The organism is Candidatus Woesearchaeota archaeon (genome assembly GCA_016928155.1).
Classification (GTDB): domain Archaea; phylum Nanobdellota; class Nanobdellia; order Woesearchaeales; family JAFGLG01; genus JAFGLG01.
On the sequence record JAFGLG010000007.1, the window covers coordinates 231,002 to 245,401 of the forward strand.

Below are 14,400 nucleotides of genomic sequence, written 5' to 3' on the forward strand. Positions count from 1 at the left end.
TACTCATTCATATCTCAGCGCATCAACCGGCCTCAGCTTAGAGGCCCTGTACGCGGGTATGACCCCTGCTATTACACCAATGACTATCGAGAATGCAAATGCGAATATCAAGAGCTCTGGGGACAATGCTGTTGAGCTGAACATCCTCGTAAAACCTCCTCCGGGGCCGCCACCATTTGACACCCCTGAGACCAATAAGCTTATGTAACCTGATGCGACTGAACCGAGAATCACACCCCCGAGACCGCCGACAAAGCCGATCATACCAGAGTTTATCAGGAAAATCATCAATATATCCCTGTTCTTCGCTCCTATGGCTTTCATCACACCAATCTCCTTTGTCTTCTCAAGGACTGAAGTGAACATGGTATTAGAGATGCCGACTGCACCGACAACCAATGAGATGGCAGCAATGGCGCCTAAGAATATGGACATGGTGTTGAGTGTCTCAGATATGGTGCTCCTGAGATTAGCAGACGATAAAATGCTGAAATCCTTGTCGTCAGCCTTCAATATCCCCCTTGACAGCATCAGTTTCTTCTCTATAGCGGCCTCTGTCTCATTCACCTTATCGACGTCGGCAACCTTGACAGTTATAGAGCTCACTTCATCATCCTCGATGTCATCAAGCATATCCCTTGCCGGATTTAGGGGGATTATAACTGCATTATCATTATATCCCTCCTTCAATATGCCGACGACCTTGAAGATCTTACCTTCCAAGGCAATCTGCCTGTTCAGCTGGACTTCCTTATCAAAGAAAGTGGTGGCTCTCCTATGGCCCAGTACGACCGAATAGGCATCTCCCTGAGTGAGATATCTCCCGGATCCAAGCTCATCAGTGGTCATATCCTTCCAGACAACAGTATCGACACCTGTGACAGTCACATCTCCTGTCTCCCCCAGGTATTTCATCTTTGCACTGCCTGAAACCTGCCCCATGACAATCTTCACATTCGGAATGGTTCTAATCGCCAAAATATCCTTCTCTGTAAGAGGATCCTGATCAGTGCCTGATGCTACCCCAAAATTCCCGCCCGGCCCCCTGAATCCGCTTGCCCTGGAAAAACCAGGAGAGATGGTCAAAAGATCAGCGCCGAGATCACTGAAGCGGGATTCAAGATTCTGCTTAGCACCCTGGCTCACTGATACGATCGAGACCACAGCGGCAATGCCGATGATAATGCCTATTATGGTAAGCCAACTCCTGAGCTTACTATGAGCCAGGATGTTCCATGCAAGTTGGACTATCTTCCTGAGCCTCATCGTTTCTTCTTCCTGGCCTCCTCCTCTTCCTTAAGCAGCCTTCTTTCCCTGATCCAGGAAATGCCTTTCCAGACGATGAACAAAGCTGCGATGATGATGAGCCAGAACCACCATTGCTGATAGATAGAGGTCTGTGTTGCCGTCGTCATCCCCCTCTGGCTGAAATTCTGCCTGGACATTCCGTTCGGCAGGGTTCCATTGAAAGAGTAATCTGCAGCAGGGTAAGACACCTCTTTTGTGACGCTCCTGCGTTCACCGAAAAGATCAGTATAATCTATCTGCACCCTCAACATACTGCCTTCAGCGCCTCTCCTGCGGTTGATCCCGAAACCTACCATAGTATAATCCCCATTCTCAAGATTGCCGACCATCTGACCATCAGTTCCATCCACTGTGAAATCAGGCTGTTCGGGGATCCTCACAATAACCGAATATGCGACATTCTTTCCGACATTGGCGATTGCGATAGATGCCTCATCATCACTGACCTCCTGGATCACCATGTCAAAATCAGTCTGGGCATCTGCCAATGTTATGTCAAACTCCTTATAGAGCCAATGATTCTCCTTGCCGTCGATGCTGTATTCAAGCTTCAGTTCATTGGTGCCCTTGACAGCATCCTTATCAACCCTGACCTTGTATTCGAGGATAACCGGTCTTCCGGGGATGAGGCTCCCAAACTCCCTTACAGAATTTTCATTAGAATCCAATGAGAAAGGATATTCCGGCGCAAGCCTGAAAATTGCATCCTGTGTAACCTCAGATCCCACATTCTCTGCCTGTATCCAGACCGTGACATACTCACCCGGATTAACAGGATATGGCTCATACTTGAGCTTGCTGATCTGGATATGCGACAGAGAATCACCGGAACGGAATGTCTTGAATGTCGTGAAGTTTATCTCGAGCTCTGCAGCCGAGGAGAAACCAACAGCTATCAGCATAATAAACACAAAGAACAATACGAAACCAGCCTTCTTCATTTTCTCACCTTTTCAGTGTCTTTAATGATAATCCCATCCCTCAAGTAAATAACCCTCTTCGCATATCTTATAAGATGAAGATCATGGGTGACGAGGATTATTGTCTTATTCTCCTCGACATTCAGCTTATGGAGGAAATCCATGACATACTTCCCTGTCTTTGAATCGAGATTCCCTGTCGGCTCGTCGGCAAGCACGACATCAGGATCATTTGCCAGAGCCCTTGATATCGCGACTCTCTGCTGCTGCCCTCCACTCAGCTCATTCGGCCTATGATGCAGCCTGTCGCCGAGGCCCAAAGAAGCGAGCAATTCCCTGGCCCTTCTCCTAGCAAGGGCGGATGGCTTTTCAATGAATTCCATGGGGAGCATGGTGTTATCAAGTGCGCTCAATGTAGGGATGAGATTGAACTGCTGGAAGATGAAACCTATTGTCTTGCCCCTCAGCACTGCAAGAGAAGACTCGCTCATCCTGGCAACATTCTTATCATTCAGGAATATCGCACCGGTTGATGGGACATCCAATGCACCTACAAGATTCATCATTGTAGACTTGCCAGAACCGCTCGGACCGGTAATCGCCACAAACTCACCCTTGTCGATCTTGAGGTTGATATCTTTCAGAACTGTAAGCTTTCCGGCCTTGCCCATGTCATAGGTCTTGGTCACATCCTGCAATTCAATAAGAGTCTGGCCACTCATATGCCTTAAAAATCAAGAACAATTTATAAATAAGATGGAGGGAAAGTGCATATCTGGATTCAATGCTTGCTTGTGATGTCCTTGCTCTCCATGAACAGGTAATCCTTGAGCTCTTTAGAGAAATTTGCATCATTCTGCCTGATCCACTCAATCAGCATGGCAGCATGCTCCTTTTCCTCATCTGCATTATGGATAAGGATCTTCTTTAGATTCTCATCGGTGCATGCATCTGCCCGCTGGTTGTAATAATCAACAGCCTGCATCTCTTCTCTCAATGAGTCGATAGCACGTTTCATATCCAATGTCTTTGCTGAAACCTTATTCCTTTCTTCTTCCATAATAAACACCTCTTAAGGGTCTTATCATGCTTTATTTTTAAAGTTTTACCAGAAAAATGATACACCAATTCTTCAAAGCTATCAAGCTTAGTCAAATCTACAGAGATTATTTATAAGAATAAATCAAAATTAGTCTATTCTTATGAATAAGTTGAAATAATATTCATGACTAGATCTTGTGCAGAAACAGGATTTTCACTTTCTACCTGGAAGGTGTAATACCCTGCTCTCCATAAGTATAGTGGGTCTTTATTGATTCTGTTTATTTTGGTTATGTCTTTCCCATTTAGTTGCACAATTTCATCTGAATAATATGCATCCATCTCAGCGAGGTTCTCTTTCATTTTATCATAACATGGATTATTCTCAGGACATTCCATTATCCATAAATTGGTGTTGCCAGAATCAAATTTGAAAAAATTCATTTGGGTATTACCATAAAAATGTTTTAGGGTGCTTATATCCGAATTCATTTCCGAATAGCTTATTTGGTCCCACTGTTTAGAATGCGTAGGCACTAAATACTCCAATTGACCTTGAATTGTTGTGTCTGGATGAACTTTTTCAACACTGCACCCTAAGATAAATAATGATCCAACAACAAATAGGAACAAAATAACAGGTTTCATCCAAACACCTCTTTAAGTATGATATGAAGGTCAAAATGAAGCTTTGTTTTTAAATGTTATTCAGAAATACGGGACCCCATGAAGATAAATATCCCCGCCCCCGGAATTTCAGGAAACCAAGCAGGTGCATCTCTGCTTCTCGCTTGGCTCAGCATTTGAACCAGGAACCTTTCGGTATCAGCTGGCTGTGGGTCATCCATTCCCGAACGGGATTGTCACACAGAACGCTACAGCCGAACGCTCTAGCCGTTGAGCTAGGCGGGGATTGTGAGCAGATTTTTTCTAAAATCTTCGAAAAATACCCTCCAGATCATCGCAAATACTGGGCTTGAGCCGCAAGGCGAAACCCATGATGATGCCAGCTGACATCTCAGCTGCGCGTTAGCCGTTGAGCTAGGCAGGGTGCTTATAAAGAGGAAATGACTCCTTTTTAAATATTGTGGCTCAGAATCGGGTGATTTATATATCTTGGATGCGTATATATAGGCAGGTGGTTTCAGGGTGGAATATGGCAAGGACATTCAACTGCAAGAAATGCAAGAATTTCTGTGAACCCGAAGTGAAGGCTGCATGCATATTGAGAGGGAAGTGCGAGAGATACACTCCAGTCAGCAAAATAGGGCCAAGGCTCATCTTCCTTGATGGGATAGACTTCCATGAAAGGATGAACAAGGACAACGAGATCACAAAGGACAAGAAAGAGATCCTGCTGGCTTAGATGCCCGCCCTTCCCTCGACAGTTATCCCGCGCGGCCTTATCTTATGCGACTTTCCGCACTTCGGACAGATGGTCTCGTTCCAATCCTGATCCAGCGGATACCCACAGTTTTCGCATCTCCTCTGCTTGCCTTTCTTTATCAGCATCTTAATTCGTCCTTATGTATACAAGATCAACATCATCGATGATATGATCATCCAAGCTGCACACAACACTGAACTCTTCCCCTTCAGGGACCGTGATATGGGCAAGCTGATTCTGCGTCGAGTACCAGCCTGGCTGGAAATCCACAACCCCATGACCCTCATCCTTCAGAACCTGCTTTGCCAGATCCTGATCCTTCGTATTGAACCTGACAAGGACCTTGCCAGGGGTGAAATCGATGCCCGGTTTAAGGGACTGCAGACCCTTCTCGCATGACGACGATGATCTGCCTGAAAAAACCGAATCAGATGAATGCGTCGAAGCGTCGGGACTGCATCCGGCCAGCAGCAAAACAACGATAAAAATGAAGCATCTCATGATCTCAGCTCTCGATGCTCAATGGATTCGAATATGATTTCAGAACCTTGTCGCCGTCCCTATACTTGACAAGCACAGGCTCGAGCCTGATGTTGCCGATTATGCTCAGCTTAGGCCTGATCTCATAGACCAGCAGCCTCTCCTCATAAGGATCAAGTATGTCAAACTTCCACTCCACAATCCTTCCCTCCTTTGCATGTGAATAGGTCTTGTCAGGCTTGACTACTCCGGGGCTTTCCGAAAGCTCGATGCTGACTAGCTCATTCACACGGTCTATGACCCTTACATCCTCAAAGGGCTTGTTCCTCCTGTTTTTTAAGATAATCATGACTTTCACAGACGAGACAGCGCCTCCCTGCCTCGAGATCTCATGCGCATTCTTTATGACGATGACAGGATCCTTCATCATGAAATAGAACAGAAAGACAAGCAGCAGCACAACGAGCACAACAGCTGGGATCAAGTAAGATGTGGTGACTGTGAGTGTGGCGGTCTCATTCGGCTTGAGAGTCAGCTCCCATTCATATGCCTCGACGCTATTCTTTTCCACGATAGAAGAAGACGGATCAGTCCTGGTGAATATCTTCCTGAATCCCGGGGTGACATAGCTGACCTTCTCTGTCTTCTCTATATTGCCATTGTTCTTCACAGTTATGACAGTCGAATGTGAGACGATCCCTTTCTCAGACTCGCTCCTGAGCTCGAAGCTCGGCAGGAAAGGCAGCACTTCCATCAATATTGATTCCTCCGAGACGGTCTTATTGAGATAAAAAGCTGATGCAGTCACAAGGATCTTCTGAGGCATGACATCCTCAAAGTCAAAAGTGTACTCGACAGTCTTCTGGCCATCCGGACCCAGCTCGATATAGGATTCCTTGCTGAAAAGGTCGCTCCGGAGCTCCACAAGCAGATTGGGCATGTGCAATGCATTGTTGTTCTTCAGGCTTATCTTAACCGAAAACTTCTTGGATGTATCGATGAAACCAGGAGAAGATATCGATAGGGTCACATTCGGATCATATTTCGGGGATTCCCTGAAGACCCTGACATTGAGCAGGATTTCGCTCTTCTCACCTGTAACAGAGGACTCAAGCCCGATGATCAGCTTATGGATGCCGAGACTGATGTTGCCATTGGAATTGAGCTTGAGGATAAACTCCTTGGTCTCGTCCGGCTTCAATGTGATGCCTGTTGTCATGAAATACACAGGATCTGTCATGGGGCTGAACTTGCCTATGTAGTCAGTCACGAAATAGAAATCAAGGTCCTCCTCCTTGGCAGTAGGATTGTAGACAGACATGCTGAAAAGGGCTTCTTCCCCCTGCATGATTGAATCCTTTATCGGGGTGAATTCTATCCTGACCTCCCCGCCGCTGGAGGCATGAGGCGAGATTATCACCTGTGCAGATGCAGAGAACAGAGCACATAACAATGTACAGAACAAAATTATCAGCAACCCCTTTTTTGGCATCATATCACCTGTATAAATATCTCCCTAATATCAAAGACTGACCTCATCAAAACTAACATTCCCTAATATATAAACTTTTTTGCTATAAGAGGCTCCTGCCAGTCATCTCCTTTGGCTTAGGGAGCCCCATGAGATGGAGCATTGTCGGGGTTATATCACTTATGCCCCCCTTTTTCAAGGAGGCCTTATGGCTGAATCTCCCTGAAACCAGGATAAAAGGCACATCATTCATGGTATGGGTGGTCTGATGTGGGCCTGACATCTCTTCTGCATTGCCGTGGTCTGCTGTGACAATTATTGTCCCATCCAGTGATAAAATCTCACCCACGACCTTCTTCAGGCAGATATCCAAGGTTTCCACTGCCTCAATGGCTGCTTTGAGGGAGCCTGTATGGCCCACCATATCTGCATTGGCATAGTTCATCACAATGACATCATATCTCTTCTTCCTTATCTCCCTGATGACCCTGTCTGTGGTCAGGTATGCGGACATCTCAGGCTTCTGGTCATAAGTGGTGACTTTCGGGCTGGGTATGATTATCCTGTCCTCCCCGGGCCAGGCCTTCTGCCTCTGCCCGTCGAAGAAGAATGTGACATGGACGAATTTCTCTGTCTCGGCAATCTTCAGCTGCCTGAAGCCTTTTTTTGAGATGAATTCTGAGAATGTGTTCCTCAGCTCTATCTGAGGTATGATAACCGGGAGCCTGAACTTATCATCATACTCGCACATGCAGTAATATTCCACATCAACTTTCTTCCTCCTGAAATCGTCAAACCTGCTGTCGACAAAAGCATGAGTGAGCTGCCGCGCCCTGTCTGAGCGGAAATTGAAGAAGATGATGGTGTCATTGTCCCTGATGCCCCTGAACCCGTCAATAAACCCCGGCTCTATGAACTCATCAGTGATTCCTCTGTTATATGAATCCTGTATGGCCTCAATCGGATCTGCAAACATCTTCCCTTTGAGACTGACAAGGCAGTCATAGGCTTTTTTCTCGCGCTTCCATCTCCTGTCCCTGTCCATCGAATAGAACCTGCCCATTATCGTGGATATCTTGGCGTCTATCCTGTTCTTCCTGATGAAATCCATGAGCTGCCCCATATATCTGATCCCTGATGTTGTCCGGGTATCCCTCCCATCCATGAAGCAGTGGATGCAGATATTTCTGACATTGAGCTTCTTTGCCTGCTTCAATATCGCAAAAAGATGGGTGATGTGGGAGTGGACTCCGCCGTCTGACAATAAGCCCATGAGATGTAGTGTGCCTTTGGTCTCTCTCAAGGCCCTGTTAAGCACCCTGTTCCTGAAGAATGAGCCGTCCTTGATTGCATTGGAGATGCGGGTCATGTCCTGATAGACAATCCTACCCGCTCCGATATTGAGATGATTCACCTCAGAGTTGCCTATGAATCCTCTCGGCAGTCCCACAGCCTCTCCTGCGGCTGCAAGATACCTGTTCGGATATTTTTTGAACAGGGAACTGATGAAAGGAGCTTTTGCCAGGGCAATCGCATTGTCCTTCCTTGCAGACCTGTGGCCGAAACCGTCAAGGATGACAAGCATCAATGGATTCCTGAGTTTCATATCTCCCACCACTTTCACCATTTGGCATATTTTGCATTCGCTCCGAGCTGCTCCTCAATCCTGATGAGCCTGTTGTACTTCGCAGTCCTCTCACCGCGGCAGGGAGCGCCGAGCTTGATCTGGCCGCAACCGAGGCCTGCTGCCAGGTCAGCGATGAATGTATCTTCAGTCTCGCCGCTCCTATGGCTGACCATAACCTTCCACTTCGCCTTAGCAGCCATCCTCGCTGATTCCAGGGCCTCGCTAAGGGTGCCTATCTGGTTGACCTTGAGCAGCAATGCATTGCATAGCCTGTTGTCGATAGCCATCTTCACCCTGTGGGGATTGGAGACAGTGAGGTCGTCGCCGACAATCTGAATATTCGTCTTCTTCATAAGGGCCTGGAATGGCGGGAAATCATCCTGGTCAAAAGGGTCCTCTATCGATATCACAGGATACTGCTTCGCAAGGCGCAGGTAGAGATTCAGCATCTGGATAGAGTTATACTGCTTGTCCATCTTGTAGATGCCTCCTGCATAGAACTCTGAAGCCGCTATATCCATCGCTATCCTGACCTCTTTCGAATACCCGTTCTCTGCGATGGCGTTGTCAATCATGCGCAACGCTTCTTCTGGATCCTCGATCGGAGGCGCAAAGCCGCCTTCGTCGCCGACATTTATTGCATTCCTTCCATACTTCATCTGGATAATGCTCTTGAGGGTGTGATATATCTCAGACACGGCCTGCACGCCCTCGCTGAAGCTCCTTGTCTTGACAGGGCATATCATGAACTCCTGGAAAGGCAGCTTGTTCCCTGCGTGCTTCCCGCCGTTGATTATGTTGCAGAAAGGCACCGGAAGCATCACCTTCTTCGAGCCAGAAAGCCTGTTGAGATATGAATAAAGGGGCTTGCCTGAGGCATTGGCAGCGCACACAGCACCGGCCATCGAGACACCAAGCATGGCATTCGCGCCGAGCTTGGACTTGTTCTTGGTATCATCAAGGTCTATCATCACCTTGTCTATCCTCTCCTGCTTCCTCACGTCGAGACCCTTGAGCTTCTTGGAGATCTTTTCGACATTGGCAATGGCCTTGAGCACACCATTACCATGGAATTTCCGGTTATGATCCCTGAGCTCATGCGCCTCATAGACACCTGTGCTGGCGCCGCTTGGCACAGCAGCCCTGCCCACAGACTTGCTGCAGAGAACATCGACCTCAATGGTGGGATTTCCTCTGGAATCAAGAATCTCGCGCGCTAAAATCCTCTTTATCCTGAATGGCATGAACTCACCCCTTTTTAGCCATTTGTTTCTGGAATCTCAATAATTTCTATATGAAAAATATTTTACCACTATTATAAATAATTATTGGGGGTTAAATTAGGAGCTCATAGTAGTAAATATATTGGTGAAATTTATAAATATATGCGGATTCCTCAAAAATCGGCCTATCCAAAATGGTACAATTCCTAAGCCAAAAGCAAGAATATCTGGACAATTTCAGGAAGTCAGTAATAAGATCCTATTCAAGCCCTGAGGAGGTCAGACTCTATCAGGAAGAGCTTGAAAGAGGACTTTCCAGGACTGAAAAAGCAGCCTGCAGAAGATATCTCAAACCAGGAGATGCAGTGCTTGATATAGGGTGCGGAGCAGGAAGAGAAGCTATGCAGATCACAGATATCTGCTCGAGACTTGACTGCATCGACCTCTCTTTTCCCATGGCAGCAGCTGCCAGGAATAATCTTGACGGGAGAGCGACAGTCCTGAACTGCGACTGCACAAGCCTGCCCTATGCCGACGGATCATATGACGCAGTGCTGATGTTCAACAAGGTACTGAGCCTTGTCCCCGGCAAAGAAGGGAGGATGAAAGCGCTGGCTGAAGCAAACAGGGTCCTCAAGCCCGACGGCTATCTGATAGCTGAAGTTGTCGAGGCGAATTTCACTGAGTCACTGCTGAGACCGATCAGCCCCATACTGTTCTTCGATTTCCAGGTAGGCGACAAGATAATAAACAGCATGCACTACAGGACGACCTCGACAGGGATATATGTCCATTCCTTCACAGGCAACGAGATCCTGAGCGCAACTTCAGGTGCAGGTTTCAGGTTCGAGAGGAGACTTGAATCAATCCTCGACTGGCTTATGGGAACAGAGAGTGTCCTGGTATTCCGGAAAATGCATGATAACCACCAGAAAATGAATGAGAACCAGCGATAATAACCCTCATTAGGGGCGGTCGCAATCATCAGCACCATCGCGCTATCCTATATACTCCATCTCTTTCCCTTCCTTCATGCCCTTGATCCTGTTCAGGCCCTTGATCTTCCTCATCTCATTCTCAATCTCCTTTATCTCCTTGTTGAGCTCGCTGAGATTCAGGCCTAAAGAGAGCTTCTTGTTGAGTATCTTCATGACTTCCCTCGCTCCCTTGATGCCGAGATACATGGGGTGGCCGTAGGTCTCTGCAAGGAGAGCGATTGCGTCGATACCCTGTCTCTCTGCGAGCCCTATCAGGAGCCCTGTGACGCCGACAATCGGGCCTATCTTGCCATAGCTCTTGGGATTGAGTGAGGTGGATCTGCAGTACTTATCCAGTATCCTTTTGCTGTTCGCAGTCGCGAAAACCACGGGGCTCCTGGGCACTGTGGGGAGGCCGATGCCGCCCATAGTGATGATCTCTGTGCAGCCCATCCTCTTCAGCATGTCGATTATGGTCTCGCTGAACTCATAGCTTGATTCCTCATTCACAGGCTGGACATCCCCTGCGAGGAACAGGAAGTCCCTGCCCTTTATCCTCTTGTGGTATATCTCTATCGAGGGAAGCTCGACGAGATTCTCCTCATTTATGTAGACAGACGGAGGGAATGAATGAGAGACAAGGTCGATGACCTTCCTCGCCTCAAGCTTGTCGACTATGAAATCTATGGTTATCTTGCCGACATTGCCTATGCCGGGCAGGCCCTCGATAAGCACCGGCCTGCTCAATTTCGGGAAATCCCTGACCTTCTGAAGCTTCCATGTCATAAGAACCCCCTCTGCTTCAGCTCCGGCTCCTTGACTTTCCTGCGATAGCGCCCGTAAGCGTCCTCAGGGCTGTACTTCGGCGGCCTGGGTGTGACAGCCTTCGAACCGCAAGAGCAGGTCTCAGACATGGTGTAAGCGCCGCATCCTGTGCACTTGAGTATGTGTCTTGCCATGACAATCAAGCCTTGACCTTGCGCTCAAAGACGAATTCTCCACCTTTCTTGACGAGGTATTTCTCGATGGCTGACGTGGAATGACCAAGGACTTTCTCAGCCTCCTTGTAGTTAGAATGGGTGACTGTGATGCCGAACCTGCCGCCGCCCGCATACCTGATCGAGGTGTGGTCGTCAAGCCCTTTCTTCGCAGCCTCCTTTATTATGCTCAGCCCGTCTGGATCATATGACCTGAGCTTCAATGTGCCTGTTATCGTGACCTGAGGCGGCTTTATCCTCTGCTTTATGAGAGGGATGAGCACGTCGAGGACCTTCCTGTCAATGCCATACCTGTCAAGAGCCTTCTCGTCGTAGATCGCTTCCTCGAAGGCGTCATGGAGACTGTCCACGGATTTGTATATCCTCGGTGTTATCTCATCATAGAGCTTATTGAAGTCCTTCTTGAGCTCCTTTGCCGCGAATTCTATTATCTTCTCTGACTTCTGCTCGAGCTTGATCTGGTTAGACTTGAAGCGCTTCTCTGACTCATTGACCCTCCTGAGCGAGAGGTCAATATGGTTCCTCTCATGGTCTATCCTGAGTATCTTGCAGATGACTGTCTTGCCCTCCTTGACAAAATCGCCGAGATTCCTTATCCTTCCAGGGCTCACTTCAGAGATGTGTATCATGCCCTGCCTCTCGTATTCATGGATATTGCAGAAAACAGAATGATGGTACACTTTCGTGACTGTGCAAAGGACTAATTCTCCTTCCTCGGGAAGACCTTCCCTTTTCCTAAGCAAAGCCATTTTTGAGAATTATCATTCAAGAACTTCAAGGATCCTGGCCTTGACCCTCGCCTTTCCGCCGCCGGATTCAGCGAGGATTTTGCCACAAACTAAGCAAGCTATGTTCGTGGCAGACTTACCGAATATGATCTGCTCATTCTTGCATTTTGGACATCTTACTTTTATGAACTTGCTTGTAGGCTCCATCTTAGACGAACTCCACCCTCTTTGACCTGATGCCCTTCCTCTGGCTTGTCATCTTCTTGCACTCCTTGCATTCATACCTGAAGTCTGTCTTCTTGGTCTGCTTCTTGCCGTATCTCTTCCATTTGGTGAGGGCACCTTTGGAAAGCTTTCCGAGATTGCCTGAACCTCTTGCCCTGCCCCTCTTCCTCATCCTCTGCTTGGCCCCTTTTGTCAGAGAACTGGGACTCTTCTTCTTATTCTGGGCAATCTTCTGATCTGTATGCTTCCTGCAAAAAGGACAATATCTCATCTTGTGCTTTGGCATCTTCATCTAAATCACTGGTCTGCGAAAATTAGAGGTTATATAAAAAACTTGTGTTTATAAACAAGTTTCTGACGGATAAATAGGATTTATAGAGAATTTCAGGTAAAATTCAGGTTTATAATCTTTATTATGGGTTGAAAAAATGTTATTTTAGCTGTTTGAGACTAATTCTGCCCTTCTCTTCTCAATCAAAACATTTGCCAGAATCTCAGGAATATTGGCCATGTCATCAGGGGAGAATGGACCATATTCTTCCAGCTCCAGACCCACAAACTTGGGCACGTGCTGGAGGAACCTCAATGTGATGAAAGCATCCTCTTTCGGTTCTCCTGACATCCCTTCAGGCTGTGCTCCGGATCCGGCAGTCGGCATCCGGCCAGCCACAGGATCACGCACAGCTCCGGAAGAGCTGCCGGAGTCAGGAATATAATCACCGAGTGTATCCTCATCATCCTTCTCAGGTGCAGGTGTGATCTCCCTGAATATCTCAGAGAGCTTCTTCTCATCCCTGAGCCTCTCCTTCTGGTCAAAATAATTCTCAGTCTCATGGATGGACTCCTTCACTTCCCTCACTTCGATAAGCTTCTGGATTATCTCGGTCCTGAACAGAAGCAGAGTGTTGACGACAGAATCAAACAGCTGCCTCTCCTGGGGAAGGAGCGAGCCTGTGTCGATGAGCTTGGAGCCTGTCTTGGCCTTGTCAGCAGCCATCGACAGCACCTTCTTCTCTCTCCGGTCATACAATTCCCTCAGTATACGCCTGATATTGAAGAGCTGCTTCTGGGCTTTCTCCTTCTCGCCGAATGAGAATAGGTCTTCCTGGACATCATCTGCCATCATCTTCTCCTTGTCCTTCAGGTAATCAACGACATCCTTGAAGAATTCCCTGTCGAGCTTCTGGAGCTCTACCCTGGACTTCTCTCTCCTCAGAAGATCAAACAATGTCTCATAAGTGATAACAATATCCTTCTGCATGATAACCCCCTTTTACCCTCAATACAAATCTTATCGGTGTATAATAAATTTTGCGTTCCAGCAAACATATTACTGGGAAGCATGACCCCAGATGAGGAAACATTTAAATATAAATATGTATTAATTTAGGATAAATTTATAATAAATTGTGATATTTATGTCAAGACTTATCAGCAAGCATGCACCGACACTCAGGACAATCAAGATGGTAGAGAAGACAATGGAGGAGATGGACAGCATATTCTCAATTGCTGATCTCAAGAAGAGATTGCCAAAACAGGTGAACCACAACACACTGATTGAGATACTTGAATACCTGGAAGAGAGCCGGAAGATCCATGTATGTGTCAAAGGAATCACATGGATATACAATGACAGCCCGAAGATGAAGGAGGCTTTAAGGAAAGCCAAACGACATATCTAAAAATTCTTCAGTAATCCTCAGTGAGGATTCAAGTTCTATCTCCTGAATATGACAAAGCATGACAATCCATGTAGATTATGTTGATGAGGCTGAGATAAAATTTGATTCACTGAGGGTAATGTGATAGCAAAGAAGAAGATCCCCTATAAATATGTGGTCAAATATAATGTCAATAACCTTTCCAGAGTGAAACTGGCAAATTTCTGGAGAAAGATATATACCCTCACAGATAATGATGGAGAGATTATTGTGCTTATTGTTGATATACTCAACCATGAGGAATACAACAAGGTTTTTGGATATAGAAATTAGGTGTTTTACTAGTATTAT

At 46.8% G+C, this 14,400-nt stretch carries 19 protein-coding genes; 3 read left to right on the plus strand and 16 right to left on the minus strand.

The window, feature by feature from the left end; all coding sequences use genetic code 11:
* Window positions 1-3 precede the first annotated feature (3 nt).
* The 5 genes from JW968_04675 to JW968_04695 all read right to left on the minus strand — a co-directional run bounded on the left by JW968_04675 (window position 4) and on the right by JW968_04695 (window position 3,917).
* Window positions 4-1,266: an ABC transporter permease gene (locus JW968_04675; GenBank protein ID MBN1386236.1), complete on the minus strand. Its 1,263-nt coding sequence runs from the start codon at window positions 1,264-1,266 to the stop codon at window positions 4-6.
* Window positions 1,263-2,249: a hypothetical protein gene (locus JW968_04680; GenBank protein MBN1386237.1), complete on the minus strand. Its 987-nt coding sequence runs from the start codon at window positions 2,247-2,249 to the stop codon at window positions 1,263-1,265. The genes JW968_04675 and JW968_04680 overlap by 4 nt, the downstream gene beginning before the upstream one ends.
* Window positions 2,246-2,950, minus strand: a complete 705-nt coding sequence (locus tag JW968_04685) for an ABC transporter ATP-binding protein (protein MBN1386238.1) — start codon at window positions 2,948-2,950, stop codon at window positions 2,246-2,248. Before JW968_04685 ends, JW968_04680 begins: the two co-directional genes overlap by 4 nt.
* A 59-nt stretch (window positions 2,951-3,009) precedes the next feature.
* Window positions 3,010-3,288 (minus strand): ferritin, encoded by a 279-nt coding sequence (locus tag JW968_04690; GenBank protein ID MBN1386239.1) that lies wholly within the window; start codon window positions 3,286-3,288, stop codon window positions 3,010-3,012.
* Between the two features lie 140 nt (window positions 3,289-3,428).
* A complete protein-coding gene (locus JW968_04695) occupies window positions 3,429-3,917 on the minus strand; it encodes a hypothetical protein (GenBank protein MBN1386240.1) in 489 nt (162 codons plus the stop codon).
* Window positions 3,918-4,425: 508 nt separating this feature from the next.
* On the opposite strand from JW968_04695, the gene JW968_04700 reads away from it, so the two are divergent.
* Entirely contained in the window at window positions 4,426-4,635 is a 210-nt protein-coding gene (locus JW968_04700; protein ID MBN1386241.1) for a hypothetical protein, read from the plus strand.
* Here the strand turns inward: JW968_04700 and JW968_04705 are convergent.
* The 5 genes from JW968_04705 to eno all read right to left on the minus strand — a co-directional run bounded on the left by JW968_04705 (window position 4,632) and on the right by eno (window position 9,478).
* Window positions 4,632-4,781, minus strand: coding sequence for a hypothetical protein (locus tag JW968_04705; protein MBN1386242.1), 150 nt, complete (start codon window positions 4,779-4,781; stop codon window positions 4,632-4,634). The two genes, JW968_04700 and JW968_04705, sit on opposite strands and share 4 nt — an antisense overlap.
* A 1-nt stretch (window position 4,782) precedes the next feature.
* The gene (locus JW968_04710; protein ID MBN1386243.1) at window positions 4,783-5,157 is read right to left on the minus strand and encodes a hypothetical protein; all 375 of its coding nucleotides are present in this window, start codon (window positions 5,155-5,157) and stop codon (window positions 4,783-4,785) included.
* Window positions 5,158-5,161: 4 nt separating this feature from the next.
* Window positions 5,162-6,628 carry a hypothetical protein gene (locus JW968_04715; GenBank protein MBN1386244.1) on the minus strand — a complete coding sequence of 489 codons (1,467 nt, stop codon included), beginning with the start codon at window positions 6,626-6,628 and terminating at the stop codon, window positions 5,162-5,164.
* An 82-nt stretch (window positions 6,629-6,710) separates the two neighbouring features.
* A complete protein-coding gene (locus tag JW968_04720) occupies window positions 6,711-8,213 on the minus strand; it encodes a 2,3-bisphosphoglycerate-independent phosphoglycerate mutase (GenBank protein ID MBN1386245.1) in 1,503 nt (500 codons plus the stop codon).
* Between the two features lie 14 nt (window positions 8,214-8,227).
* Window positions 8,228-9,478: a phosphopyruvate hydratase gene (gene eno / locus JW968_04725; GenBank protein MBN1386246.1), complete on the minus strand. Its 1,251-nt coding sequence runs from the start codon at window positions 9,476-9,478 to the stop codon at window positions 8,228-8,230.
* Between the two features lie 173 nt (window positions 9,479-9,651).
* On the opposite strand from eno, the gene JW968_04730 reads away from it, so the two are divergent.
* Complete coding sequence (locus tag JW968_04730; GenBank protein ID MBN1386247.1) at window positions 9,652-10,413, plus strand: methyltransferase domain-containing protein; 762 nt, start codon at window positions 9,652-9,654, stop codon at window positions 10,411-10,413.
* Window positions 10,414-10,455: 42 nt separating this feature from the next.
* On the opposite strand, the gene JW968_04735 is transcribed toward JW968_04730, so the two are convergent.
* The 6 genes from JW968_04735 to JW968_04760 all read right to left on the minus strand — a co-directional run bounded on the left by JW968_04735 (window position 10,456) and on the right by JW968_04760 (window position 13,646).
* A complete protein-coding gene (locus tag JW968_04735) occupies window positions 10,456-11,220 on the minus strand; it encodes a PAC2 family protein (GenBank protein MBN1386248.1) in 765 nt (254 codons plus the stop codon).
* A complete protein-coding gene (locus JW968_04740; GenBank protein MBN1386249.1) occupies window positions 11,217-11,393 on the minus strand; it encodes an RNA-protein complex protein Nop10 in 177 nt (58 codons plus the stop codon). Before JW968_04740 ends, JW968_04735 begins: the two co-directional genes overlap by 4 nt.
* Before the next feature lie 5 nt (window positions 11,394-11,398).
* Complete coding sequence (locus JW968_04745; protein ID MBN1386250.1) at window positions 11,399-12,181, minus strand: S1 RNA-binding domain-containing protein; 783 nt, start codon at window positions 12,179-12,181, stop codon at window positions 11,399-11,401.
* Window positions 12,182-12,193: 12 nt separating this feature from the next.
* Entirely contained in the window at window positions 12,194-12,367 is a 174-nt protein-coding gene (locus JW968_04750; GenBank protein MBN1386251.1) for a 30S ribosomal protein S27e, read from the minus strand.
* A 1-nt stretch (window position 12,368) separates the two neighbouring features.
* Entirely contained in the window at window positions 12,369-12,677 is a 309-nt protein-coding gene (locus tag JW968_04755) for a 50S ribosomal protein L44e (protein ID MBN1386252.1), read from the minus strand.
* A 144-nt stretch (window positions 12,678-12,821) separates the two neighbouring features.
* Entirely contained in the window at window positions 12,822-13,646 is an 825-nt protein-coding gene (locus tag JW968_04760) for a hypothetical protein (protein ID MBN1386253.1), read from the minus strand.
* 157 nt (window positions 13,647-13,803) lie between these two features.
* Here JW968_04760 and JW968_04765 point away from each other — a divergent pair, with 157 nt between their 5' ends.
* Window positions 13,804-14,070, plus strand: coding sequence for a hypothetical protein (locus tag JW968_04765; protein MBN1386254.1), 267 nt, complete (start codon window positions 13,804-13,806; stop codon window positions 14,068-14,070).
* The last annotated feature ends 330 nt before the right edge of the window (window positions 14,071-14,400 follow it).